The 24,664-nt window shown below is 70.6% G+C and carries 20 protein-coding genes; 8 read left to right on the top strand and 12 right to left on the bottom strand.

Translation table 11 applies throughout. From position 1 onward, the window contains the following. The first annotated feature begins 23 nt into the window (after positions 1-23). From ACIQAC_RS12315 to ACIQAC_RS12295, 5 genes are all read left to right on the top strand, one after another. Positions 24-422, top strand: coding sequence for a hypothetical protein (locus ACIQAC_RS12315; RefSeq protein ID WP_402189647.1), 399 nt, complete (start codon positions 24-26; stop codon positions 420-422). Positions 423-640: 218 nt separating this feature from the next. After that, the gene (locus ACIQAC_RS12310; protein WP_402189644.1) at positions 641-1,891 is read left to right on the top strand and encodes an Ig-like domain-containing protein; all 1,251 of its coding nucleotides are present in this window, start codon (positions 641-643) and stop codon (positions 1,889-1,891) included. A gap of 155 nt (positions 1,892-2,046) precedes the next feature. Then, the gene (locus ACIQAC_RS12305) at positions 2,047-3,495 is read left to right on the top strand and encodes an ABC transporter permease (RefSeq protein WP_402189642.1); all 1,449 of its coding nucleotides are present in this window, start codon (positions 2,047-2,049) and stop codon (positions 3,493-3,495) included. A gap of 244 nt (positions 3,496-3,739) precedes the next feature. Next, the gene (locus tag ACIQAC_RS12300; protein WP_402189640.1) at positions 3,740-4,423 is read left to right on the top strand and encodes an ABC transporter ATP-binding protein; all 684 of its coding nucleotides are present in this window, start codon (positions 3,740-3,742) and stop codon (positions 4,421-4,423) included. A gap of 199 nt (positions 4,424-4,622) precedes the next feature. After that, positions 4,623-7,937 (top strand): S8 family peptidase, encoded by a 3,315-nt coding sequence (locus ACIQAC_RS12295; protein WP_402189638.1) that lies wholly within the window; start codon positions 4,623-4,625, stop codon positions 7,935-7,937. Between the two features lie 169 nt (positions 7,938-8,106). Here the strand turns inward: ACIQAC_RS12295 and ACIQAC_RS12290 are convergent, their stop codons facing one another. Further along, complete coding sequence (locus tag ACIQAC_RS12290) at positions 8,107-9,021, bottom strand: helix-turn-helix domain-containing protein (RefSeq protein WP_402190676.1); 915 nt, start codon at positions 9,019-9,021, stop codon at positions 8,107-8,109. 193 nt (positions 9,022-9,214) lie between these two features. On the opposite strand from ACIQAC_RS12290, the gene ACIQAC_RS12285 reads away from it, so the two are divergent. Next, the gene (locus ACIQAC_RS12285; protein WP_402189635.1) at positions 9,215-10,255 is read left to right on the top strand and encodes an NAD(P)-dependent alcohol dehydrogenase; all 1,041 of its coding nucleotides are present in this window, start codon (positions 9,215-9,217) and stop codon (positions 10,253-10,255) included. A 16-nt stretch (positions 10,256-10,271) separates the two neighbouring features. Here ACIQAC_RS12285 and ACIQAC_RS12280 read toward each other — a convergent pair whose 3' ends face one another. From ACIQAC_RS12280 to ACIQAC_RS12270, 3 genes are all read right to left on the bottom strand, one after another. Next, positions 10,272-11,303, bottom strand: a complete 1,032-nt coding sequence (locus tag ACIQAC_RS12280; RefSeq protein ID WP_402190675.1) for a FecCD family ABC transporter permease — start codon at positions 11,301-11,303, stop codon at positions 10,272-10,274. Positions 11,304-11,413: 110 nt separating this feature from the next. After that, the gene (locus tag ACIQAC_RS12275) at positions 11,414-12,433 is read right to left on the bottom strand and encodes a FecCD family ABC transporter permease (protein WP_402189633.1); all 1,020 of its coding nucleotides are present in this window, start codon (positions 12,431-12,433) and stop codon (positions 11,414-11,416) included. Next, positions 12,430-13,479: an ABC transporter substrate-binding protein gene (locus ACIQAC_RS12270; protein WP_402189630.1), complete on the bottom strand. Its 1,050-nt coding sequence runs from the start codon at positions 13,477-13,479 to the stop codon at positions 12,430-12,432. Before ACIQAC_RS12270 ends, ACIQAC_RS12275 begins: the two co-directional genes overlap by 4 nt. Positions 13,480-13,660: 181 nt before the next feature. Between ACIQAC_RS12270 and ACIQAC_RS12265 the strand changes: the two genes are divergently transcribed. Then, a complete protein-coding gene (locus ACIQAC_RS12265; RefSeq protein ID WP_402189627.1) occupies positions 13,661-14,044 on the top strand; it encodes a VOC family protein in 384 nt (127 codons plus the stop codon). 14 nt (positions 14,045-14,058) lie between these two features. Here the strand turns inward: ACIQAC_RS12265 and ACIQAC_RS12260 are convergent, their stop codons facing one another. The 6 genes from ACIQAC_RS12260 to ACIQAC_RS12235 form a co-directional block, all read right to left on the bottom strand. Continuing rightward, positions 14,059-15,660 carry a sigma-70 family RNA polymerase sigma factor gene (locus ACIQAC_RS12260; RefSeq protein ID WP_402189624.1) on the bottom strand — a complete coding sequence of 534 codons (1,602 nt, stop codon included), beginning with the start codon at positions 15,658-15,660 and terminating at the stop codon, positions 14,059-14,061. A gap of 214 nt (positions 15,661-15,874) precedes the next feature. Further along, entirely contained in the window at positions 15,875-16,468 is a 594-nt protein-coding gene (locus ACIQAC_RS12255) for a DUF4291 domain-containing protein (protein WP_402189621.1), read from the bottom strand. A 216-nt stretch (positions 16,469-16,684) separates the two neighbouring features. Continuing rightward, on the bottom strand, positions 16,685-17,251 hold the full coding sequence (locus tag ACIQAC_RS12250) for a TetR/AcrR family transcriptional regulator (protein ID WP_402189620.1): 567 nt from the start codon (positions 17,249-17,251) through the stop codon (positions 16,685-16,687). Further along, positions 17,244-18,122, bottom strand: a complete 879-nt coding sequence (locus tag ACIQAC_RS12245) for an alpha/beta fold hydrolase (RefSeq protein WP_402190672.1) — start codon at positions 18,120-18,122, stop codon at positions 17,244-17,246. The genes ACIQAC_RS12250 and ACIQAC_RS12245 overlap by 8 nt, the downstream gene beginning before the upstream one ends. A 97-nt stretch (positions 18,123-18,219) precedes the next feature. Next, positions 18,220-19,188, bottom strand: a complete 969-nt coding sequence (locus tag ACIQAC_RS12240) for an SDR family oxidoreductase (RefSeq protein ID WP_402189617.1) — start codon at positions 19,186-19,188, stop codon at positions 18,220-18,222. Beyond that, positions 19,185-21,041 (bottom strand): bifunctional 3-(3-hydroxy-phenyl)propionate/3-hydroxycinnamic acid hydroxylase, encoded by a 1,857-nt coding sequence (locus tag ACIQAC_RS12235; RefSeq protein ID WP_402189615.1) that lies wholly within the window; start codon positions 21,039-21,041, stop codon positions 19,185-19,187. The genes ACIQAC_RS12240 and ACIQAC_RS12235 overlap by 4 nt, the downstream gene beginning before the upstream one ends. A 271-nt stretch (positions 21,042-21,312) precedes the next feature. Between ACIQAC_RS12235 and msrA the strand changes: the two genes are divergently transcribed. Further along, on the top strand, positions 21,313-21,825 hold the full coding sequence (gene msrA, locus ACIQAC_RS12230) for a peptide-methionine (S)-S-oxide reductase MsrA (RefSeq protein ID WP_402189613.1): 513 nt from the start codon (positions 21,313-21,315) through the stop codon (positions 21,823-21,825). 96 nt (positions 21,826-21,921) lie between these two features. Here msrA and ACIQAC_RS12225 read toward each other — a convergent pair whose 3' ends face one another. Next, positions 21,922-23,199, bottom strand: coding sequence for a hypothetical protein (locus tag ACIQAC_RS12225; protein WP_402189612.1), 1,278 nt, complete (start codon positions 23,197-23,199; stop codon positions 21,922-21,924). A gap of 141 nt (positions 23,200-23,340) precedes the next feature. Then, positions 23,341-24,462 (bottom strand): AI-2E family transporter, encoded by a 1,122-nt coding sequence (locus ACIQAC_RS12220; RefSeq protein WP_402189609.1) that lies wholly within the window; start codon positions 24,460-24,462, stop codon positions 23,341-23,343. Positions 24,463-24,664: the final 202 nt, after the last annotated feature.

The raw sequence follows: 24,664 nt of genomic DNA, 5'->3' as shown, positions 1-24,664 counted from the left end.
GCATCGGGTCGTACGCTCCGGGCATGAGCACACCTCAGACATCACGTTTTGTACGGCTTCGGGTAGAACTCGTGCTGGAGATCGACGACACCGAGGCCGTGACCGGCGCCGCCCTGGCCAGGATTGCGGAGGACGAAGAGCTGCCGCCGGCCGAGCAGGCACACGCGGAGAGCGCTGTGAGGGAGGACACAGCCGAGGCCCTCGCCTATCTCGTGGACCCGTTCGACCTGGTGGGCGAGGTGCCCGGGGTCGAGCTCCAGCAGGCCTCCTGGAGCAGTGAGCAGATCGACTACGACCCGGATTCGCCCGAGTGGGATCTCGACGGGGATGATGGGGACTACGACGGGGAAGACGACCCGGAAGGGTTCGACCCGGAGGAAGACGGAGACGCGGCCGGCGACACGGCCCGGGTGCGCGGATAGCGGCTTGGGGAAATCGTGACCCCGGGCGGCAACCGCCGTCCGGGGTTTCGTCGTCTCACAGGGCGCACTGACCGACTTCCACCACGCGCCTCACGGCCGACGTGGTGTGCCCCACACATCGGCGATGGGTGGAACGGGACGAACCGGTCGTAGCGTTGAAGGTTCTTGACGGGGATTCTCGGGGTTCTGGGGAAGCGGCAACGATGGAGAAGCGTGTGATGACGAACAGTAAGCGGCGCAGGGGCCTGACGGTCGCGTCCGCTCTGCTCGGCGGAGTGCTGGTGCTCTCGGCGTGCTCCGGCGGCGGTGACGACGCCTCCGGCGGCGAGGGGAAGGACACCTCGCAGGCGAAGGCCGACGAGGCGGCCGCCAAGAAGGCTTCCGAGGCCGAGATCAAGATCACACCCAAGGACGGCTCGAACAACGCCTCCATCAACAACTCCGCGGCCGTCACGGTGAGCAAGGGCGCGCTCACGGACGTGAAGATGACGACGGCGGACGGCACGGCGGTCGACGGCGAGATATCCGCGGACAAGGCCAGCTGGAAGCCCAGCACGCAGCTGGAGCGCTCCACCAGCTACAAGATCGCGGTCACCGCCGAGGACTCCGAGGGCCGCGCGGCCCACGAGAACGCCTCCTTCACGACGGTCTCCCCGGACAACAGCTTCATCGGCTCGTTCACCCCCGAGGACGGCTCCACGGTCGGCGTCGGAATGCCGGTCTCGATCAACTTCGACAAGGCGATCACCAACAAGGCCGACGTCCAGAAGGGCATCACGGTCACCTCCAGCAGCGGCCAGGAGGTTGTCTGCCACTGGTTCAACGCCAACCGCATGGACTGCCGGCCCGACGAGTACTGGGCCGAGGGCTCCACGGTCACGCTGAAGCTCGCGCTCGACGGCGTCCAGGGCGCCGAGGGTGTCTACGGCGTCCAGCAGAAGACGGTCACCTTCACCATCGGCCGCAACCAGGTGACGTACGTCGACGCCAAGACCAAGCAGATGAAGGTCACGCAGGACGGCAAGACGGTGAAGACCATCCCGATCTCCGCCGGCTCCCCCGACAACAAGACCTACGAAGGCCAGATGGTGATCTCCGAGAAGTTCAAGGAGACCCGGATGAACGGCGCGACGGTCGGCTTCACCGACGACGACGGCAAGGGCGAGTACGACATCAAGGACGTACCGCACGCCATGCGTCTGTCGACCTCCGGCACCTTCGTGCACGGCAACTACTGGGGCGCGAAGTCCATCTTCGGCAGCGTCAACACCAGCCACGGCTGCATCGGCCTCTCCGACACCAAGGGCGCCGACGACCCGGACACCTCGGGTGCCTGGTTCTACAACAGCTCGATCATCGGTGACGTCGTGGTCGTCCAGAACACCGGCGACAAGACCATCGCCCCGGACAACGGCCTGAACGGCTGGAACATGGACTGGGCGCAGTGGAAGGCGGGTTCGGCCGTCTGACGCCGAACCAGCTGAACAGACGGTGAATGCCGCCTCCCGACGGGGGCGGCATTCGCGTTTCCCGGCTCATCACGGATCGGCGGATCCCGGCCTTCTCATCCTTCTCTTATCCCGGCCTTATGGCGTCATCACGGTGTCTCCATACGTTGCCGCACATGTTCTTCACCTACCTGAGGCGCGAGTTGCGCCGCCGTAGAAAAGCGGCCCTCGTCGTCGCCTCCGGACTCGCGCTGGGTATCGCGCTGGTCATCGTGGTCAACTCCGTGTCGTCCGGCATGGGCAAGGCCCAGGACAAGGTGCTGGAGTCCCTCTACGGTCTCGGCACCGACATCACCGTCACCAAGGCGGTCGATCCCGACGCGGCCCCCGAGCGGCCGAACTTCCGGTTCGACGCGGACTCGGAGGAGGAGCAGAGCAGCGACCGCGTGGTCGTCCAGGGCTTCCAGACGCTGGCCTCCTCCACGGTGACCAAGGTCGGTGACCAGAACGGCGTCGCCGAGGCCATCGGCGGACTGAACCTCCAGGTCATGAAGGTCAACGGCGAGTTCACCCCCGGCCAGTTCCAGCAGGAGGGCGGCGGCGGAGGCGGCGCCGGCGGCGACACCGGCGGCGGTGGCGGTGGCGGCGGCCGGGTCGAGGGCGGCGGCGCCAACTTCGACATCAACAGCTACACCCTCTACGGCACCGACGTCACCCATCAGGACCTCGGTCCGCTGACCACCTCCAAGATCACCAGCGGCCGTACCTTCGAGGCGTCGGAGACCAACGCCAAGGTGGTCGTCGCCGACGCGGCGTACGCCAAGGAGAACGACCTCAAGACGGGGTCCGACGTCACCATCAAGGACGTCAAGTACGAGGTGATCGGCATCGCCACGGCCGACAGCGGCGACTCCGCGGCCAACCTCTACATCCCGCTGGAGCAGGCCCAGACGCTCAGCGACTCCAAGGACAAGATCACCACGATCTACGTCCAGGCGACGGACTCCCAGCAGATCGACGCCGTCAAGTCGGACATCCAGCAGAACATCTCCGACACCACCGTGACGACCTCCGCGGATCTCGCGGACACCGTCAGCGGTTCGCTGTCCACCGCGTCCGACCTCGCGACCAAGGTCGGTACGTGGCTGTCGATCGCGGTGCTCATCGCCGCGTTCCTGGTGGCCGGGCTGCTCACCTCGTCCGCGGTGTCGCGGCGAGTGCGGGAGTTCGGCACGCTCAAGGCGCTGGGGTGGAAGTCGGGCCGGGTGACCGGTCAGGTCGTCGGTGAGGCCATGGTCAACGGGCTCGTCGGCGGTGCGCTGGGGATCGCGATCGGGCTGGCGGGGGCGTACGCCGTCACCGCGGTGAGCCCGACGCTGTCGGCCGAACTCGGCTCCGCCGGGGCGGAGGCGGCCGGCGGCGGTGGCGGTGGCGGTATGGGCCGGATGATGGCCGAGCAGGCCGCGCCCCGGACGCTGGATGTCGCGCTCACCGCGCCGGTTTCGGTGACCACCATCGCGCTTGCGGTGGGGCTGGCTGTGACGGGTGGGTTGATCGCGGGCGCGTTCGGTGGGTGGCGGGCGTCGCGCCTGCGCCCTGCGGACGCCTTGCGCCGGGTCGAGTAGCCGGCGGCGCTGGTGGCGGGCGGTGGGCGTCGCGCAGCCCGGCACGACGGGTGCGACGGGGTGCCTCCCCACTCTCGGCTTCGATCGAGCGGGGGACCCCCACCGCCCACCTGTCCCGCCCCAGCGGCACGACTGCCCGCAGCTGAGCCGACCCAGGGGCGCGGGGAACTGCGCGACCAGCCCACCACCATTCGCAGCCGAACAAGCAGAGTCACCACCCCGATCCCCTCCCAGGAGCAACCCCATGTACGAACTCACCGCAGTGACCAAGCGATACATGCGCGGCAAGCAGAAGGTCGACGCCCTCGCCGGCATCGACCTCACCATCGCCGACGGCGACCGCCTGGTCATCCAGGGCCCCACCGGCGGTGGCAAGTCCACCCTGTTGCAGATGCTCGGCGGTCTCGACCGCCCCACCTCCGGCGAGGTGATCCTCGACGGCGTCGACCTCGCCAAGCTCCCCGAGGCCCGCCTCACCCGCGTCCGCAGCGAGAACATCGGCTTCGTCTTCCAGAGCTTCAACCTCATCCCGACGCTCACCGCCCAGGAGAACGTCGAGACCGCCCTCGTACCCCTCGGCATCAAGGCGAAGGAGCGCGCCGAACGGTCCGCGGAGGCGCTGGAGTCGGTCGGCCTCGGCGAGCGCCGCGGTCACGTCCCCGGCGAGATGTCCGGCGGCCAGCAGCAGCGCGTCGCGATCGCCCGCGCCCTGGTGAAGCGGCCGAAGGTGCTGCTCGCCGACGAACCCACCGGAAACCTCGACGAGTCGATGCGCGACGAGATCATGGACGTACTGGAGACCATGTGGAAGGAGCACGGGCTGACCTTCATCATGGTCACCCACGACTCCGCGATAGCGAAGAAGGCCCCGCGTCTCGCGACGATCCGCAAGGGCAAGATCTCGGTGAAGGAGAACGCCGGCGCGTGAGGCACCCGGGCAGCGCTCGGCGTGAACTCACGCGCCCCACAGGCTCCTTATAGCGAAGTCGTGACAGAGCACCCTATTGAGGCTCACGATCACCCCCCGGCATACTGCGAGGTCCGGGGGGTGCACGCGCACATGTACGAGACCACCCCCGGCCGGGTGAACGCCAAGGGCGCCCGGAAACTCGTCTCCTGGGGGAGTCTTGCGCAGACAATTCAACAGAGCGGGCGCGGCGACCGTTGCCGCTGCCGCCGCAGTGGCCCTCGCCGCGGGTCTGACCAGCCCGGCGTCCGCGGAGGCCGAACAGAGCGCCGCCGGTTCCGTGCAGGCGCCGGCCAAGCATCACATCACCCTGATCACCGGTGACCGGGTGGCGCTGGACGCGAAGGGCCGGGTCACCGGTCTGGAGCCCGCGAAGGGCCGTGAGGGGATACCCGTCCAGGTCCGCCGCGCCGACGGCCACACGCTGGTGATCCCCGCGGACGCGGCCCATCTGGTGGCCAACGGCACGCTGGACCAGCGGCTGTTCGACGTCACCGAGCTGAACAAGGCGGCGAACCGCAAGGCCCAGAAGAACGGCCTGAAGGTCATCGTCGGCTACAAGGGCGCCGCGAGCGCGGCCAAGTCCGACGTGCGCGACGCGGGCACGCTGCGGCAGTCGCTGAAGTCGCTGAACGCGGACGCGGTGCAGACGCCGAAGGACGACGCCCCGGACCTGTGGGCGGCCGTCACCAACGGCGACCGCAGCGCCTCGGGCATCGCGCACGTGTGGCTCGACGGGGTCCGCAAGGTGGCCCTGGACAAGTCCGTCCCGCAGATCGGCGCCCCGAAGGCGTGGTCCGCCGGGTTCGACGGCAAGGGCGTCAAGATCGCCGTCCTGGACACCGGTGTGGACACCACCCACCCGGACCTGAAGACGCAGGTCGTCGAGTCGAAGAACTTCACCGGCGCCGCCGACGCGAGCGACAAGTACGGCCACGGCACGCATGTCGCGTCGATCGCGGCGGGCACCGGCGCGAAGTCGGGCGGCAAGTTCAAGGGTGTCGCGCCCGGCGCGACCATCCTCAACGGCAAGGTCCTCGACGACTCGGGCTTCGGCGACGACTCGGGCATCCTCGCGGGCATGGAGTGGGCGGCCGCACAGGGCGCCGACGTCATCAACATGAGCCTGGGCGGCGGCGACTCCCCGGAGATCGACCCGCTGGAGGCCGCGGTCAACAAGCTCTCCGCGGAGAAGGGTGTGCTGTTCGCGATCGCCGCGGGCAACGCCGGTCCGCAGAGCATCGGTTCGCCGGGCAGCGCGGACGCCGCGCTGACGGTGGGCGCGGTCGACGACAAGGACGTGCTGGCCGACTTCTCCAGCACGGGTCCGCGTCTCGACGGTGCGATCAAGCCGGACGTCACCGCGCCCGGCGTCGCCATCACCGCCGCGTCCGCCAAGGGCAGCCTCATCGAGCAGGAGGTCGGGGAGAACCCGCCCGGTTACCTGACGATCGACGGTACGTCGATGGCGACCCCGCATGTGGCCGGTGCCGCCGCGATCCTGAAGCAGCAGCACCCGGACTGGACGTACACCGAGCTGAAGGCCGCGCTGACCGCCTCCACCAAGGGCGGCAAGTACTCGGTGTTCGAGCAGGGTTCGGGCCGGATCCAGGTGGACAAGGCGATCAAGCAGACCGTGTTCGCCGAGCCGGTCTCGGTGAGCTTCGGCACCCAGTCCTGGCCGCACACCGACGACACCCCGGTCACCAAGAAGCTCACCTACCGCAACACCGGTACGGCGGCGGTGACGCTGAACCTGGCGTCCACGGCCACCAACCCCAAGGGCCAGGCCGCTCCGGCCGGCTTCTTCAAGCTCGGCGCGACCAAGGTCACCGTCCCCGCCGGCGGCACCGCCTCCGTCGACGTCACCGTCAACACCAAGCTCGGCGGCACGGTCGACGGCGCGTACTCCGCCTACGTCGTCGCGACCGGCGGCGGGCAGAGCGTGCGTACGGCGGCCGGCGTGCAGCGTGAGGTGGAGTCGTACGACCTCACCGTCAAGCACATCGGCCGTGACGGCAAGGAGGCCCGGAACTACAGCAGCACCCTCCTCGGCCTCAGCGGCGCCGGGGCGTCCTCGTACATCCCGGTCTGGAACGAGAACTCCGGCACGGTCAAGGTGCGCGTCCCCAAGGGCACGTACCTCTTCGACGGCAATGTCTTCGTCGACCCCGAGGACGCCGCCAAGGGCATCGACTGGCTCGCCCAGCCGAAGCTCAACGTCACCAAGAACACGACGCTCACGGTGGACGCCCGCAAGGCCAAGCCGGTCGACATCACCGTGCCCGACGCGGCCGCCAAGTCCAGTTTCGCCGCGCCGAGCTACGACGTCACGGAGGGCAACAACGGGGCCAGCTTCGGCTGGTGGCTGGACTCGTACTCCAACTTCCACACCGCGCACATCGGTCCGCAGATCACCGACGGTTCGCTCGCCCAGCAGTGGGACGCTCACTGGGCCAAGGGTGCCGACAAGCAGTACTCGACGACCGTCGGTGGCAAGGTCAAGCAGCTGGCCAACGGCTACACCAAGCACTACAAGGCCTCCGAGCTGGCCACCGTCAAGGTGAACGCGGGCGCGCCCGCGCGCGGCAAGACCGGCGCCGTCACCGCGTTCGGCTGGCTGCCCGAGTCCTCCGGCGCCAGCGCCATCTCCCCGGAGCAGAAGCTGCCCGGCACCCGCACGCTCTACCTCTCCACGGTGAGCGGCGCGAAGTGGGACCTCAGCTTCGACCAGTACGGCGGTGTCGACCCCGACGGCTGGCCGATCGTCGACGCGGGCTACTCGGTCTCCACCCTTGAGGCCTTCAAGGGCGGCAAGACCTACTCGAAGACCGTCAACCGTGCCGTGTTCGGGCCGACCCTGGACAAGACCTTCGGTGTGTTCCGCGACGGCAACGACATCTACGGTTTTGTGCCGCTGTTCTCCGACTCGAAGAAGAACGCCGGCTCGTCGCTCCTCACCTCGGCGACGACCACCCTGTACCGCAACGGCACCAAGGTCGGCTCCAACTCCGACCCGCTGTTCGGCGGCGACCCCTTCCGGGTGCCCGCCGGTGACGCCGAGTACCGTCTGACCACCTCGGTCAAGCGCAGCGTCAAGGTCGCCGAGGCGTCCACCCGGATCGACGCCAGCTGGACGTTCCGTTCGAAGAAGCCGTCGGGCTCCGTCCAGCTGCCGGCCTCCACGGTCCGCTTCCAGGCGCCGGTCGGCGCCGACAGCAAGGTCACCGCGAACTCCACGGCCACCTTCCCGGTCGTCGTCGAGGGCGCGGCCAAGGGCAGCAACCTGAAGTCCCTGGCGGTCTACGTCTCCTACGACTACGGCCAGACCTGGAAGAAGACCGACGTCCGCAACGGCAAGATCACCGTCAAGAACCCGGCGAAGGGGAAGGCCATCTCCTTCCACGCCAAGATCACCGACAAGAAGAACAACAAGTCGACGCTGTCGATCTACAACGCCTACTACGCCAAGTAGGGCGATGACGGCGTAGGGCGGCTCCGGCCGCCCCGACCCGGCCAACGGCGAACGGCCCCGCGGAGTACGTCATCCGCGGGGCCGTTTGTCCGTTCGCGTGTCGGTGTCGGTGTCGGTGTCGGTGTCGGTGTCGGTGTCCGCTTCGGCTTCGGTGGGCGCAGGCCGTCGGTCACACGGGCCGGGACACCGTGTCGGCGCCCCAACTGGCCAGCAGCCGCAGCGACTCCGCCGACGGGGACCCCGGCTCCGCGTGATACGTGATCAGCGCCTGATCACCGTCCCCGGCCGACCGGAACGACTCGAACTGAAGGTCCAGCCGCCCCACCACGGGATGCTGGAGCTTCTTCAGCCCGAACGTCTTCTCCTTGACGTCGTGCTTCGCCCACAGCCGCCGGAACTCCTCGCTCTTCACCGACAACTCCCCGACCAGCGCGGACAACCGGGGATCGTCGGGGCACCGCCCGGCGTCCATCCGCAGCAGACAGACGATGTCGATCGCCTTCTGCTCCCAGTCCAGGAACAGCTCCCGGTAGTCGGGCCGCAGGAACACCAGCCGTGCCCAGTTCCGCTCGGCCTCCGGCAGCTGCCCCCAGTCCCCGAACAGCGCCGTGGCCATCCGGTTCCAGACGAGGATGTCCGTGCGCCGCCCGGAGATGTACGCCGGGACGTTGTCGAAGGCGTCGAGCAGCTGCCGCAGCGCGGGCCGCACATGCTGCGCCCGCCCCGCACCCACCGTCTTCTTCTTGTGCCGCTGCGGTCGCGCCAGATGGGTCAGATGCGCCTGCTCGTCATCGGTGAGCCGCAGCGCACGGGCGATCGAGGTCAGCACCTCCGGGGACACGTTGCGTCCGTTGCCCTGTTCCAGACGGGTGTAGTACGCCACCGAGACACCCGCCAGCTGGGCCAGCTCCTCGCGCCGCAGCCCCGGGACCCGGCGGTGCCGGCCGAAGTCGGGCAGCCCCACGTCCTCCGGCTTCAGCCGGGCCCGCCGGGTACGCAGGAACTCGCTCAGCTCGGCCCGCCGGTCCAGGGCACTGTTCCCGGCCTCCGGTACCGGCCGGGCCTGTGCCTCCACCGCGTCCATCCGTCCAGTGGCGTCCATACGTCCAGTATGGACGGTCGTACGCAGTTGAACCTGTCCCCGCCAGTAGTAGGCACAGCGAACGTACGCAGAGCTGTGACCTGGGTAAATGTTGGAGTGAGCGGCACGCTGGACGACATGTCCGGCGGAAGACAGCCGGGCGTGGACCACTCTCTCTTCCGAGGAGAACCCCGGCATGACCACCGTTGCCGCATACGCCGCCCCCGCGGCGAAGGCCCCCCTGGAGCGCACCACCATCGAGCGCCGGGCGGTCCGTGAGAACGACGTCCTGATCGACATCAAGTTCTCCGGAATCTGCCACTCCGACATCCACCAGGCCCGCGAGGGCTGGGGCGAGGCCATCTTCCCGATGGTCCCCGGCCACGAGATCGCGGGCATCGTCACCGAGGTCGGCCCCGGCGTGACGAGGTTCGCCGTCGGAGACCGCGTCGGCGTCGGCTGCATGGTCGACTCCTGCCGCGAGTGCGCGAACTGCAAGGCCGGCCTGGAGCAGTACTGCACCGGCGGCAACGTGATGACGTACAACGGCGTCGGCAAGGACGGCGAGCCGACCTACGGCGGCTACGCGCGGACGATCGTCGTCGACGAGAACTACGTCGTCGGCATCCCCGAGGGCATCGGCCTCGACGAGGCCGCGCCGCTGCTGTGCGCCGGCATCACCACGTACTCCCCGCTCAAGCACTGGAACGCGGGCCCCGGCAAGAAGGTCGCCGTGCTCGGCCTGGGCGGTCTCGGCCACATGGCCGTCAAGCTCGCGCACGCCCTCGGCGCCGAGGTCACGGTCCTCTCCCAGTCGCTGCGCAAGAAGGACGACGGCCTGAAGCTGGGCGCCGACCACTACTACGCCACCAGCGACCCGAAGACCTTCCAGGAACTGGCCGGCACCTTCGACCTGATCGTCTCCACGGTCTCGGCCCCGCTCGACTTCGGCGCGTACCTCTCGCTGCTGAAGACCGACGGCGCGCTGGTGAACGTGGGCGCCCCCGAGGAGCCGATCGCGCTCAACCTCTTCTCGGTGATCGCCGGCCGCAAGACCCTCGCCGGGTCCAGCATCGGCGGCATCCGCGAGACCCAGGAGATGCTCGACTTCTGCGCCGAGCACGGCCTGGGCTCCGAGATCGAGGTCATCCGCGCGGACCAGATCAACGAGGCCTACGAGCGGGTCCTCGCCAGCGACGTCCGCTACCGCTTCGTCATCGACACGTCGACGATCTGAGCCGCGTCCGGCGCTCTCACCTCGTGGTACGACGGCCCAGCAGCCACAGCAGATACGGGCCGCCGACCAGCGAGGTGAGGGCGCCGACGGGTATCTCCAGCGGCGGCAGCAACGTACGGGCCGCGAGATCCGCCGCGACCAGGATGACGGCCCCTGTCAACGCCGAGGAGAGCAGGGGTAGTTGAGGGGTGCGGGTGAGTCTGCGCGCGAGTTGCGGTGCGGTCAGCGCGACGAACCCGATGGGTCCGGCGGCGCCGGTCGCGACCGCCGCGAGCACCACACCGAGGACGGTCAGCCCCAGCCGGGTGCGGTTCACCCGCACACCGATCGCGGCGGCCGTCTCAGGATCCAGGCCCAGCGGCCGTACGGCACGGCTCGCCCACACCAGCGCGGGCAGCGCGAGCAGCAGGACGAGCGCGAGGGGGCGGGCCTGTTCCCAGCCCCGGCCGTTGAGACTGCCGGTCAGCCACAGCTTGACCTGCTCGGCGGCCTCCAGCTCGCTGTCCGTCAGATAGAGCTGCACCACGGCCGACAGGGCGACCCCGATCCCGACGCCGGTCAGCACGAACCGGCTGGGCTGCATGCCGTGCCGCCAGGCCAGCACGTAGACGAGCGCGGCGGCAGCGAGTCCGCCCGCGACGGATACGGCGGGCAGCGCGCCCGGCGAGGCGACGGCCCCGGTCGACAGCGCCAGCACGGTCGCGGCGGCGGCCCCGTGCCCCACGCCGATCACATCGGGACTGGCCAACGGATTGCGCGTCACGGTCTGCACCAGTGCGCCGGACACCCCGAGGGCACCCCCGACCAGCGCCCCGACAACGATCCGAGGCACCCGGAGCTCCCCGACCACCAACGCGTAGGGGGTGTCCTCCCCCCGAAGAGTCCGCCACACCTGGAGGGGGGACACAAAGGTCTGCCCCAAACAGGCGGCAGCGACCATCACACCGACCAACACCCCAAGAAGCCCGACACCGACGATGACGGACCGCCGGTGAAGCACGAGCGAGACCTGGGGATGGGGCCGAACAACCAGGCCGCCTGGGGCGATGGGGGTCCCCCCGCTCGAGCGAAGCCGAGAGTGGGGGAGGGTAGACGCGGGCGGCGTCCCGTCAACGCCGGGCCGCGTACCCACCCCCCGACCCCCACGCCGGTCGCCGCTCAACTCACGGCCCCCCGACGCCGTACGAGAACGACCAGCACCGGTACTCCCACCAACGCCGTCATCACCCCCGCCGGCACCTCCGCAGGAGCCCGCACCACCCGCCCCACCACATCCGCCCCCACCAACAACCCGGCCCCCAGCACCCCCGACAGCGGCAGCACCACCCGGTACCCGCCCCGCACCACCCGCCGGGCAAGATGCGGCACCGCCAGCCCCACAAACGCCACCGGCCCCGCCGCGGCCACCGCCGCCGCCGTCAGCAACGTCGCCCCCAACGCGGCAGCGCCCCGCACCACCGCCACCCGATGCCCCAGCGCCCGAGCCGTCTCGTCCCCCAGCGCCAGCGCGTCCAGCCCCCGAGCACACGCCAGCACCAGCACCACGCCCACCGCCAGGAACGGCAGCATCGACACCACGGTCCCGGCGTCCCGCCCGCTCAGCGACCCCACCTGCCAGAACCGGAACTGGTCCAGCGTCGCCGAACTGGACGTCAGTACGACCGTCGTCCCTCCGGCCGTCATCGCGGCCAGCGCGGTCCCCGCCAACGCCAGCTTCACCGGCGTAGCGCCACCGCGCCCCCGCGCGGCGATCCCGTACACCAGACAGGCCGCGACGACGGCCCCGGCGAAGGCGTACCAGACGTACCCCCCGAAGCCGCTCGCGAGCCCGAAGCCGATGGCCAGGACGACCCCCGCCGCCGCCCCCTGGCTCAGCCCGAGGATCCCGGGGTCCGCGAGCGGATTGCGGGTCACCGCCTGCAACGCGGCCCCCGCCATCCCGAGCGCGGCCCCGGCGGTCAGCCCGATCTCGGTGCGCGGCACCCGCAACGACCGCACGACCAGGGCGTCCGGTGAACTCCCGCCGTGGAGGAGCGCGTCGAGCACGGCGGCCGGTGGCACCTGCCGGGTGCCGACCGCGAGGCTGAGTACGGCGACGGCGGCCACCGCGAGGGTGGCCGCCGGCCAGACGAGGTGCCGGACCGGCGACGTACGCCGGCCCGAGGCCGTTCCGGTCACGAACCCAGGTGCTCGGCGAGCTGCCGTACGACGAGCTTCGCGGCCGTGGGACCGGCGTTGAGGTACCAGGGGTCGTCGTCGACCTTGACCGCGTGCCCCGCCGTCACGCCCTTCATCGACTTCCACAGCGGCCCGCCCAGCACGCTCCCGGCATCCGTCTTGTCGGCGTCGCCCTGCACGGAGTAGAAGATCCAGTCACCGTCGGCGGTGTCGATGCTCTCCGCGCCGATGTCCTCCGAGATGGCGTTGAACCGCTGCGACTCGGGCCGCTGAAGCCCCATGTCGACGGCGATCGAGCCGGTGAAGGAGGACACCCCGAACATCCGCGTCCGGTCCGGGGTGAACCGGATCATCGACACGGTCGGCCCGCCTGGTACCGCCTTGCCCTTCGCGGTGGCGTCGGCGACGATCCCGTCCAGCGTCCGCCGCGCCTCCTGCCCCTTGCCGACGGCGTCGCCGACGAGCAGCAGGTCGCGCTTCCAGTTGATGCCCTGGCCGGCGGTGACCACGGTCGGGGCGATCTTCGACAGCTTGGGGTAGAGCTCGCCGAGCGAGTCGTTGGCGAGGATCAGATCGGGCTTGGCGGCGGCGAGCGATTCGAGGTTGGGCGCGGCGCGCGTGCCCACGTCCGTCATCCCGGCCAGCTTCGCCTTCTGCCGCGGGAAGGCGTCGGCCAGATAGTCCGGTACGAGTCCGGCGTTCTCGGCGCGGGTCGTGGCCGTCGGGACCAGGTTCAGTGTGAGCAGGTCGTCGAGCTGGCCGGTGCTGAGCACGGCGATCTTCCGCGGCTCGGTCTTGATCGTCGTACTGCCCTTGAAGTGCTTGACCGTCCGCGGGAACGTCCCGTCCTGGTCGGTGTCCGCGCCCATGCCGTCGGCGAGGGCGCTCGGCGCGGCGGACGGGCCCTCGGAGGCGCCGGCGACGAGATTGCGCTCGCTCTTGTCGCCTACCGCGCTCGCGTCACCGCCGTCGGAGCCGGAGCAGCCGGCCAGCAGACCGCCGACGAGGGACACCGCCAGGACTGCCTTGAATCTCAACGTACGCACGACTGCTCCGATGCTCCGGATCGCTTACTCAGGTGAGGCTTACCTTAGCGCGGCGGGCGGCTGGTTCCGGCCGGGGGACCGGGTGCGCACTGGGCAGGCGGAGGGGTGCGAGGGATCCTGGGAGGAGGCGGGAGGGACCCCGTCAGCTGCCCTCGGACCCGCCCCCAAGGAGGCCCACGGCATGACCGTCCAGCTGAACCACACGATCGTCGCCGCCCACGACAAGCACACCTCGGCCCGGTTCCTCGCGGACCTGCTGGGGCTCCAAGTGAGCCCGGAGTACGGCCCGTTCGTTCCGGTGGAGATCCCCAACGGCGTCAGCCTCGACTACATGGACACCCGCCGGGCCATCACACCGCAGCACTACGCCTTCCTGGTCTCCGAGGACGACTTCGACACCATCTTCGACCGCATCCGGCGGGCCGGACTGACGTACTGGGCCGACCCGTACCACTCCCGCGAGGGCGAGATCAATCACAACGACGGGGGTCGTGGGGCGTACTTCGACGATCCGAACGGCCACAACATGGAGATCTTCACGAGGCCGTACGGAAGCGGGGGCTGACCGGCCGCCGTGCGCTACAGGGCGGTGGCGAACACCTGCGTCCACCAGGGCCCGCCGGACCCCTCGTGCACACCGAGGCCCATCTCCTCGACGTCGCAGTTGAGGATGTTGGCACGGTGGCCGGGGCTGTCCATCCAGCCCTGCATGACCTGGGCCGGGGTCTGCTGGCCCTTGGCGATGTTCTCGCCGTAGGTGCTCCAGGTGTAGCCCGCGGCGGTGATGCGGTCGCCGGGGTCGTCGCCGTCGGGGTTGGTGTGGTCGAAGAAGTCCCGGGCGGCCATGTCGTCGGAGTGGCGCTGCGCGGCGACGTCCAGGGTGCTGTTCTGCCGGACGGCGGAGCAGCCGGCGTCGGCCCGTTCGGCGTTCACGAGCGCCAGCACCTCACCGGCGACCGACTCCGGCGGCGCCTCGTCCTTGACGGGGGTCGGGTCGGGCCGCGCGGTGGACAGGGTCGGCGTGGGCCTGGGGGCGGGCGGCTTGGTGCTGGGGGCGGCCGAGCGGGTCCGCGAGGGGCGGGGGGAGGGGGAGCCGGAGCGCGACGGACTCGGCGAGCCCTTGGACGGGGACTCCTCGACGGACGAGGGGGAGGCGTCCGGGGCGGTGAGCGCGGCGGTCGTGTCGACGGACTCGCGCCCGGCCTGCGACCGTACGTCGTCACTGTCCTCCGGCGTGAGCAGCGCGATGCCGCCGCCACCGGCCACGAGTGCGGCGACGGCGGCCACCGCGATCCGGCGCCGCCGCTGACGCCGCCGGCCCTGGCGCTGCTGAAGCCGCCCGCCGGCGGGTATCTCGTACGTGGGCTCACCCTCGGCGGACGCCAGTGCGAACTCCTCGGTCGCCGTGCCCGCGAGCGCGCCGGCGGCCGGCACGAGCGCCAGCCCGACGAGCAGCCCCTCGGCGGGCGCGAGGCCGTTGCCGAGGCCGCCGCAGACCGTGCAGTCACGGGTGTGCCGGACGAGGCGCTTGCGCCAGAGCGCGGAGGGCACGCCGTCCCAGTGGGCGACGACGTCGTCGAGCAGAATGCACCGCGGGTCGGCGGCGAGCGCCCGTACGATCACCCGCGAGGCCTCCAGCTGCCCCTTCATCCGCTGCACCCGCACGGCGGTGTGCTGCGGGGTCAGCTCCATCGCGGCGGCGACCTCGGCCCGGCTCAGCCGCCCGGCGGCCTCCAGCCACCACAGCGACAACAGGGCGCGGTCGTCGGCGTCGAGCCATCTGCTCGCCTCGGCGACCTCACGCCGCTGCCCGGAGAGCCCGAGCCGCAGAATCGCCAGCTCGACGAAGTCGGAGGCGGGATCGGGCACGTCGTGCGCCTCGTTCAACGACCCGTCGACGAGCGCCTCGGTCCGGTGGGCGTGCACGTGCCCCCGTATTCGGTTCATGGTGATCGCGACGAGCCAGGACCGGAAACTGTCCGGATCCCGCAGCGAACCGAGCGAGTTCAGCGCCCGGATCATCGTCTCCTGCACCACGTCGTCGACGTCGGCGTGCCCGTTCAGCGCCCGGCCGACGATGTTGTACACCAACGGCAGGTAGGCGGCGGCGAGTTCCTGCCGCGCCCGCTGCTCCCCCCGCTGCGCCGCCTTCACCAGCGCCGCTTCGCCTTCCCTGCCCACACTCACTCCCTCGGTTGTGCCCGACCGCGCCGACCCTTCAGCCGCACGCCCTCCGACACACGGGAGACCCCGTGCCGGCATCGGCGATAACAGAAATCTGAGTTCGGGAGCGTATGGGCTCCGCGCCGGGTCCGGTGGACGAAACGGACGTGACGGAGGACACGCCGTACCGCGCGGGCGGACCGCTACCGGGTGGACGACAAGGGAGCGCAGGTCAGCCCTTCAGATGGGCCAGGAGATCCCCGGTGACGGGATACGGCCGTTCCCGGGGCAGGAGGTCGGCGGCCTCGTCCAGCTTGCCGCGGGTGACCAGGGCGTGGACGCGGTGGGCGAGTGGGGTCACGTCACGGATGCCGACGGTCCACTCGTCCGCGTAGCGCCGTACCGTCTCGCCGGAGAGACCGAGCTGAAGTGCGCGGTACCGCAGGGGCTGGAGCCGCAGATCCCGTTCGGGGTCCCACTGGACCCGCGCGGGCGAACACTTCAGCTCCCGCCGCCAGGCGGCCCGGTCGGCGTGCACTCCGGGGGCGTACCCCGACAGACAGGCGCGCCGCAGCGCCCACTCGAAGCCGGCACGGGTGATCTCGACGGCCAGCACGGTTTCCTGGCCGTCCTTGGTGCCCCAGCCGCAGCGGTACATCATCCACAGGAACGACGGCTTGATCCACGTCATCCTGTCCCGCTTCCACTCCGCGGGGAAGCGTCCCTCGCGGGCGGCCGGAACGCCGAGGGCCGGGGAGTACGCCTGGTAGACGGTGACCGTGGACTCCGTGTATGCCGCGCGGATCCCGTGTCGCGGTTCTTCCATGGCGTACAGCGTGGGGTGGGCGGGCTCGGGGAGCCACTGAATTTCGCACCGCCCCAGGTCGGTTGAGAGCCCTACGCCGCGTACTGGGCGCGTACGTCTCCGTTCGTCATCGGTGGCCGTGCACGATGCCCGGCCGCCGCGCGGTGGCGTCGGGGGCGGCCGGCCCGGTTCTCCGGGGTGCGTCGGACGCCGTCATCTCGGTGTCCGTGGGAGTGGTCAGGGGCGCTCGGCGCGCAGGCCCGTGATCAGGGTGTCCATCAGGTAGGCGTAGCTGCGTGTGATGTCGCGGGGGAGGCCGAAGCCGCCCGCGCTCTCCAGCGTCACAAAGCCGTGCAGCGCCGAACGCACCGTACGCGCAGCGTCGATCGCCTCCGCGTCGTGCAGCCCGAAACCGGCGAGGACGTCCAGCAGGATCTGGAGGGACTCGTCGCTGGCCCGGCGGTCCTCCTCGTCGCCGTCGGCGGGGGCGCGGATCGTGGCGGCGTACTGCCCGGGATGCTCCAGCGCCCAGCGGCGATACGTGTCCGCGAAGGCCCGTACCGCCTCCGGCCCTGACTGGCCGACCGCAGCGCGGGCCAGCGTGTTGCCGAACTCCCGCTTGGCCCGGACGGCGATGCCGTGCCGCAGCGCTTCCAGGGACTCGACGTGCTTGTACAACGACGGCGTCCGTACGCCGACCCGCTCGGCCAGCAGGCCCATGGTCAGGCCCGTGAGGCCGACCTCGTCGGCGAGCGCCGCGCCGGCCGTGACGACCGCGGCGGGATCCAGTCCGGCCCTAGGCACGGACGGACTCCAGGAACGACTGCGTCAACGCGACCACCTGCTGAGGGAACTGGACGTGCGGGTAGTGTCCCGCGCCCTCGATCATCTCAAGGCGCCCGAGCCCGGCCGGCAGCGCGGCCACGATCGCCTCGCCCTCCGCCCGCGGCGAGGCCCAGTCCGGGTCCAGCGTGCCCTCGACGACCAGCACCGGGCACCGGACGTTGCCGAGCTGTGCGCCGGCGTCCGTGGGCGCGGACCGGCCCATCATCTGGAGGGCCTTCATCCGGCCCGGCTCACGCATCATCGCCTCGGTCCGGGCGAGACTCTCGTCCCAGTCGTCCGGCCGCTGCCCGGGATACGCGAGCTCCAGGTACTTCCTCCACTGCGCGACACTGCCGAACAGGGCGGTGCCGAGCAGCGCGAACGCCCCGCGGCGGTAGTTCGTCACCTTCAGGTCGCCCAGCGAGACCTGCTGCTTGCGGGTGAAGGGCGCCAGCTCGACCACCGCGGTGATCAGCTCCGGCGCCTTCGCCGCGGCGATCGTGGCGGCGCCGCCCGAGATGGAGTGGCCGACCAGCACGGCCGGGCCGCCGAGGTGGTTCACCAGCGCGATCAGATCGCCCGCGATGTCGGTACGCGAGTACGAGGGCCAGCCCACGCTGGACTCCCCGCAGCCCCGCAGATCCATCGAGGCGACCCGGTATCCGGCCGCCGCGAGCGCGGGGGCGACGAAGCGGTAGGCCTCGCGGCTGTTGCCGATGCCGTGCGCGAGGACGATGAGCGGGCGGTCGGACTCGGACTCGCCAGTCACTTCGCCGGTCACTTTGCCGGTCCCCTCGCCGGTCACTTCGTAGGCGAGGGTGCCGCCTTCGACGGTCAGGTACTGGGTCAGGGGCTCGGTCATGGCGTCTCCCGGTTTCCGGCATCGGCTAATGCTGTTAGCTAAAAGCTAATGCAGTTAGCCGATACCGTCAAGGCCGAATCGACGCTCACCCGGCGCGGTGCCGCCGCCCGGACCGCGATACGCCGGCCGCCCGCCCCGCCACCGTGAGACCGATCCGCGCCGCCGGCCGGAGGAGCCGCGCCCCGCCACCCTGGTCGAACGCACCCGCGTACTCCGCGGCGAACCCCTCGATGCTCCGCGGTGCCAGCCCGGTCAGCTCCCGTACGGTCCCGCTGACCGTCGCGCCCGCCCCCGCCCGGAACAGCTCCGCCATCTCGACGAGATGCTCGATCTGCCAGTCGGGCCTGCCCTGCCGCCGGAGCACGGTCGCGGCGAGCGCGGGAGGCGTGTGGACGTACCGGACCCGTTGCCCGGTCGCGCGCGTGAGGATCGCGGCGAGTTCCGCGTACGGGAACGCGCGCGGCCCGGTGACGTCGTACACCCGCTCGTAGTGGTTCTCGCTGGTCAGGACCTCGGTGGCGACGGCGGCGATGTCCCGGGCGTCGACCATCGCGATCGGCGCGCGGGCCATCGGCGCGGCGAGCAGGCCGAGCCGGGAGACCATCGGGGCCGCCGTTTCGAGGAGGTTCTGCATAAAGAAACCGGGACGCAGGAAGGTGAACGGCACACCGCTCTCCTCGATCCGGTGTTCGGTACGCCAGTGCTGGCGGCCGATCTCCGCCGGGCCGCCGGGCGAGACCGAGGGCGCGATGCCGGACACCTTGACGATGTGGCCGACCTCGGCGCGGACGGCGGCGTCGACGGCGTTGCCCTGGAGTTCGGCCTGCCGGAGGTCCTGGCCCGATACGAGGAACACGCGTTCGGCGCCGCGCATCGCCGCGTCGAGGGAGGCGGTGTCCGTCAGGTCGCCGGTCGCCAGTCCGACTCCCCGGGCGGCGAGTGCGGTGGCCTTCGACGGGTCGCGGACGAGGGCTCGTACCGGCGAACCCGCCGCGACGAGCAGGCGGGCGACCTCGCCGCCGATCTTTCCGGTGGCCCCAATGACGAGAATCATGCGCGGCCGACCTCCTTCGGGGGGTGGGGGGTGAGGGTGGGGGACCGGACCTCGTTCTGGATCTCGCTCCGGACCTCGTTCTGGATCTCGCTCCGGGCCTCGTTACGGACCCCGTTCGGGGACCAGGCCGGGTTCGACGGGGTGAAGCGGAGGCGGGGCGCCGGACGGGGCACGTTGCGGCACACCAGCGACCGGTACAGCTCCGCCACCCCGTCCAGGTCACGGACGTCGGGCATCGCGAACACGATGCGGTCCGGCCGTACGACCGCGAAGTCACCGCCGTACCGGTCGAAGAAGTCGAGTGCGTAGCCGTCGAGGTCCTCGACCACGACGGTGCCGGCCTCACCGGGCATACGGCGGCGGCGCCGGCCGGCACGGCCAAGCCCACCGGAACCACCGGGACGACCGACGGAGAGGTACGTGGCGCCCAGCGACACCCACAGCGCCCGGCTCTCCGCGCCCAGATGGACCTGCGGATCGAGATCGCGGCCGACGATCGCCCAGCCGCTGCCCAGCAGATCGTCGAGGGGCGTCAGTCGCCCCCGCGCCGTACGGACCGTCGGCTGCGGGAACGCGTGCCCGGCACCCGCGCGCCGGCGCGAGCCGTCGAACGCCCCGGACGCGTACCGAAGCCCCGGCTTGAACCGTCCTTCCGTGAAGTACGGCACGTACGCGGCCTTCTTCAGTACGGCGTCCCGCGCCGCGGCGAGGCGCCGGCGCCGCGTCTGGACCAGGGCGCCGGAGAAGCGCGTCAGCCGGGTCATCCGCGTGACGTGCGGACGCCGCTCGGTCTCGTAGCTGTCGAGCAGCGCGGGGTCGGCGCCGTCCGCGACGACGGTCGCGAGCTTCCAGGCGAGATTGTGGGCGTCCCGCAGACCCGAACTCAGCCCCTGCCCCGCGAACGGCGGCATGAGGTGGGCCGCGTCCCCGGCGAGCAGTACCCGGCCCGAGCGCCACCGGGCCGCGGCGCGCGCGTGAAACGTGTACACGACGTGCCGGAGAATCGTGATCCGGTCCGGGTCGACCCACGGGGAGACGAGCCGGCGGGCGTTCTCCAGGCTCGCGAACTCGGTGTGGTCCTCGCCCGGCAGCACCATGAACTCCCACCGGTGGTGCGTGCCCGGCAACGGCAGGGTCACCCCGGGACGGTCCGGGTCCCCGATGAACTGGAACGACGTGACACCGGCCAGCGGTGCCTCCAGCTCGGCGTCGACGACGAGCCACGGCTGCGCGAACGTGGAGCCGGTGAACTCGATGGACCGGAGATTGCGTACGGTGCTGCGTCCGCCGTCGCAGGCGACGACGTACCGCGCGCGGATGGCGGTCTGCCGCCCGTGGTCCCCGGCACGGGCCCACACGGTCACACCGCCGCCGCCACCGCCTCCCTCACCTTCAATGCCCTTTTCGCCCTCCTCGCCCTCGTCGGTGTCGTCCTGAAGGCCCTCCACGCGGACCCCCATCCGTACGCTGACGTGCGGGTATCGCGCGACCCCCTCGCGCAGGACCCGCTCCAGCTCGGGCTGGTAGAAGAACGCGAGCTGCGGAAACCCGTTCCGCCGTCCGCCGGGCCGCATCGTCACCAGCGGGTCGCCCTGCGCCGACAGGAACTCCGTGCTCTGCCCCAGGTCGATCAGCGGGAGCAGCCGGTCCACCAGGCCCGCCGCCTGAAAGACCCGCAGCACCTCGTCGTCGGTGGCGCCCGCGCGCGGCACGGTGAACGGTTCGGCGTCCCGCTCCAGGACGATCGTTCTGATCCCGGCCTGTCCGAGCAGGTTCGCCACCATCGCGCCGACGGGTCCGTACCCGACGATCACCACGTCGGTGGCCTCGGAATCGGCTTCTCTCACCAGCATGGACGGCTCTCCTTCGAGCGTGCTTGCAGGGGTTCGGGGGGAGGGAGGGGGAGGGGACGCGGCCTTTGATTGATGATTTCCTCAACACTGAGGATATCTTCAGTTCACAAAGCGTCAAGATGGTGTGCGGGGGAGAGGGCCCGGAATCGCGCGGGATCCCCGTGCGTTGAGTCCAGTGGGTAAGGGATACGGCGATACGGCCGCGCGGCGATCCGCGATGTCCGAGCCGACCGGCCCGAACGATCGAGCTGACTCACGATGGAGGGTTGTCATGGCTGTGCAGACGCAGAGGGCCGTGCTCGCGGGCGGATGCTTCTGGGGGATGCAGGACCTGATCCGCAAGCTCCCGGGCGTGACGGCGACCCGCGTCGGATACACCGGGGGTGACGTGCCGAACGCGACGTACCGCAACCACGGCACACACGCGGAGGCCATCGAGATCCTCTACGACCCCGAGCAGACCGACTACCGCGCGCTGCTGGAGTTCTTCTTCCAGATCCACGACCCGAGCACCAAGGACCGCCAGGGCAACGACATCGGCCTCAGCTACCGCTCGGCGATCTACTACGTCGACGACGAGCAGAAGCGCGTCGCCGAGGACACGATCGCGGACGTCGACGCGTCCGGCCTGTGGCCCGGCAAGGTCGTCACCGAGGTCGAGCCGGTCGGCCCCTTCTGGGAGGCCGAGCCGGAGCACCAGGACTACCTGGAGCGCTACCCCAACGGCTACACCTGCCACTTCCCCCGCCCGGGCTGGCGCCTCCCGGCCCGCACCCAGAGCTGACGACCAAGGGCGGCCCCACCCGAGCCCGAGAACCGGACCCCGCGGACGACGCCGTCGGCGCGCGGGGCCGGTGAGATCTGCTGTGCTCCGGCCGGTTCAGGCCGGCAGGTCGACGACCTCGCGGTAGTCGTCGTAGGCCTCGCCGTACTGTTTGGCCGCAATGAGGAACATGGAGCGGTCGGTCAGGGCCTGGGCCAGGGCCGCTCGGCCCTCCTGTGCGGTGGTCGCGTCGGTCAGCCGGCGGGCGAGTGACACGCCTTCGTCGAACAGCGGGCGGAGGGGTTTCAGGATGCGGTGGCTGCGGTTCTCGTGGTGAAGCGCCGCACGGATGGTGATTCTTCGGTGCAGCGTCAGCAGGGCGGGCAGGTGCTCTCGGGGTTCGGCCCCGGCGCGCTCCCGTAGAGCGGCGGCCTGTTCTTCGAGGACGGGGCGGGCCTCGAAGTACGTGTGCCTGACGGCGGGTGACCAGTCGAAAAGCGGCATGCCGAAGGCCGGTCCGGGTGAACCAGGACGCGGCGCCGGTTCCGCCGACCGGCCGGAGAGCGCGTACAGAGTGACCCACCACGACAGGATGTTGCTCCAGCTCTTGCGTTCGCCCGTCATGTCCAGCTCCGACAGCCAGGTCAGGGCCTCCTGGCGGGTCCTGCGGGCATCGACGTGACGGCCGGCGGAGTCCAGTATCCCGGCCCGGTGGACCAGTTGCCACGTGAGGATGGCCAACGAGCTCGTTCCCTCCTCGACTTCGGCCCGCTCCGCGGCCACTGCGTCCCCGAGGACATCCAGGGCCGCCTCGTGACGTCCCGCCGCGTCGAGCTCGGCCACCAGTGCGACCACGTCCCAGAAGGACGCGTTCTCCGTACTGTCGGCGCGGGCGGCCTCGACGAACTGCCCGCGGATTTCCGCGGCTTCCCGATGACGGCCGTCCTCCGCGAGCGCGACGGCCAGCGGCCCGTGACCGTATACGGGACTTGGTACGTGCCCCCGCGCGAAGGCCCGCCGTCCGGCGGCCGCCATCTCCTCGCACACGGCGAAGCCCTCGGCCCGGCGGCCGTGGTTGTACAGCTCGCGCTGGTACGCCGACAGCGTGCGGACCAGCAGTTCGGCCGTGTGGGGATCGTCGACGTCCAGACGTCGTGCCGTGGCAGCCGCTTCGGCGTAGCGCGCCAGCCGTGCCTCCGGCAGGCCCCGCAGCTCCGGCGCGTATGCCGACGAGAGCAGCGCCTTGGTCAGCTTCGGCAGATAGACGAGCGGATTCACCTGCGAAAGCACCCGGTATGCCTCGACCTGCCGTCCGACGCTCGGCCGGCCCGATCCGAGCAGCATCGTCCGTGCCCGCAGTACCGCGTCCTGATCGACCTCGTGGGTGTGATCCATGACGGTGATTCTGCGAGCCGGAGAAGGGGCCGGACAAGGCGCCGGAGCTGTGCCGTCCGTCCTACGAAAACGGGCCCTGACCTGTCATGATGAAGATGGTTTCGCCGTACGGCCGCTCGGCCTTCCCACCGCCGCGGACGCCTAGGACGTGGTGGTGGCGGTGGCGCCGGTGTCCGGGGTGTTGGGCTCCGGGTCCTCGGACGGTTCCCGGAGTTGCTCACGTACGTAGCCCCAGACCACCGCGATCAGTGCGGCGACCGGGACCGCGAGCAGGCTTCCGACGATGCCGGCCAGGCTGCCGCCCAGGGTCACCGCCAGCAGGATCACGGCCGCGTGGAGGCCGAGTCCGCGGCTCTGGATCATGGGCTGGAACACGTTGCCCTCGAGCTGCTGCACCACCACGATGATGGCCAGCACGATCAGCGCGTCCGTCAGGCCGTTGGAGACCAGCGCGATGAGGACCGCGACAAGACCCGCGAACAGGGCGCCGATGATCGGCACGAACGCGGTGACGAAGGTCAGTACCGCCAGCGGAAGCACCAGGGGCACGTCCAGGATCCACAGGCCCAGGCCGATCAGGACGGCGTCGAGCAGACCGACGGCCGCCTGGGAACGGACGAACGAACCCAGGGTGTTCCAGCCGCGCGCCGCGACGGTCGGGACGTCCTTGGCGAGTCGGCCGGGCAGCTGACGCTCCAGCCACGGCAGGAACCGCGGGCCGTCCTTGAGGAAGAAGAACATCAGGAACAGGCCCAGTACGGCGGTGACCAGACCGTTCACCACGGTGCTCACGCCCGTGAGCAGCGCGCCCGCCAGATTGCCCAGACCGTCCTGCGCGCGGGAGACCGCGGCGTCGAAAGCCTTGTTGATCTGCGCGTCGTCGATGTTCAGTGGCGGCCCGGCGGCCCACTCGCGCAACTCCTGAACGCCCTTGAACACACCGTCGCTCAGCTCCCCGGACTGCGATGCCACCGGCACCGCGATCAGCGCGACCACGCCCATCGCGACCAGGAGGAACAGCACCGTCACGGCCGACGCGGCAAGGGCGGGCCGCCACCCGCGATTCCGCAGGAAACGCGTCGGCGGCCAGGTCAACGTGGTCAGCAACAGGCCGATCACCAGCGGCCAGACGATCGACCACATCCGCCCCAGCAACCACAGAGTCACCGCGAGCATGACGAATACGAGCAGCAACTCCCCGGAGACCCGCGCCGAAGTGCGCAGCGCGGTCCGGGTTCTCGTGGAACTCAACGTGGCAGTCACGCAGGCACCCTATGGGGCTCCCGTCACAGGGGCACCACTGCCGTCAGCTTGTATGCCCGGCTTGTATGCCCGGCTTGTATGCCCGGCTTGTATGTCCTGCTTGTATGTCCGGCTTGTATGTCTGGCCGTGCGGGCTCCGCGGTGATTCCGGCGCGGCCCGCCTCAACGCCGTCCGCACCGGCGGAACTCCGGGCCACCCGGC

This window comes from Streptomyces sp. NPDC088387, from assembly GCF_044753385.1.
In the GTDB taxonomy this organism is placed as follows: Bacteria; Actinomycetota; Actinomycetes; order Streptomycetales; family Streptomycetaceae; genus Streptomyces.
The sequence above is the reverse complement of the archived record's forward strand: the minus strand, read 5'-3'. Positions and strand labels throughout refer to the sequence as shown.

What these genes read in the sequence shown, in the direction of transcription:
- ACIQAC_RS12290 (WP_402190676.1), bottom strand. Translation starts at nt 9,021, where the DNA reads ATGGACGCGGTGGAGGCACAGGCCCGGCCGGTACCGGAGGCCGGGAAC.
- ACIQAC_RS12225 (WP_402189612.1), bottom strand. Translation starts at nt 23,199, where the DNA reads ATGGATCACACCCACGAGGTCGATCAGGACGCGGTACTGCGGGCACGG.
- ACIQAC_RS12300 (WP_402189640.1), top strand. Translation starts at nt 3,740, where the DNA reads ATGTACGAACTCACCGCAGTGACCAAGCGATACATGCGCGGCAAGCAG.
- ACIQAC_RS12315 (WP_402189647.1), top strand. Translation starts at nt 24, where the DNA reads ATGAGCACACCTCAGACATCACGTTTTGTACGGCTTCGGGTAGAACTC.
- ACIQAC_RS12240 (WP_402189617.1), bottom strand. Translation starts at nt 19,188, where the DNA reads ATGATTCTCGTCATTGGGGCCACCGGAAAGATCGGCGGCGAGGTCGCC.
- msrA (WP_402189613.1), top strand. Translation starts at nt 21,313, where the DNA reads ATGGCTGTGCAGACGCAGAGGGCCGTGCTCGCGGGCGGATGCTTCTGG.
- ACIQAC_RS12265 (WP_402189627.1), top strand. Translation starts at nt 13,661, where the DNA reads ATGACCGTCCAGCTGAACCACACGATCGTCGCCGCCCACGACAAGCAC.
- ACIQAC_RS12310 (WP_402189644.1), top strand. Translation starts at nt 641, where the DNA reads ATGACGAACAGTAAGCGGCGCAGGGGCCTGACGGTCGCGTCCGCTCTG.
- ACIQAC_RS12305 (WP_402189642.1), top strand. Translation starts at nt 2,047, where the DNA reads ATGTTCTTCACCTACCTGAGGCGCGAGTTGCGCCGCCGTAGAAAAGCG.
- ACIQAC_RS12255 (WP_402189621.1), bottom strand. Translation starts at nt 16,468, where the DNA reads ATGGAAGAACCGCGACACGGGATCCGCGCGGCATACACGGAGTCCACG.
- ACIQAC_RS12235 (WP_402189615.1), bottom strand. Translation starts at nt 21,041, where the DNA reads ATGCTGGTGAGAGAAGCCGATTCCGAGGCCACCGACGTGGTGATCGTC.
- ACIQAC_RS12285 (WP_402189635.1), top strand. Translation starts at nt 9,215, where the DNA reads ATGACCACCGTTGCCGCATACGCCGCCCCCGCGGCGAAGGCCCCCCTG.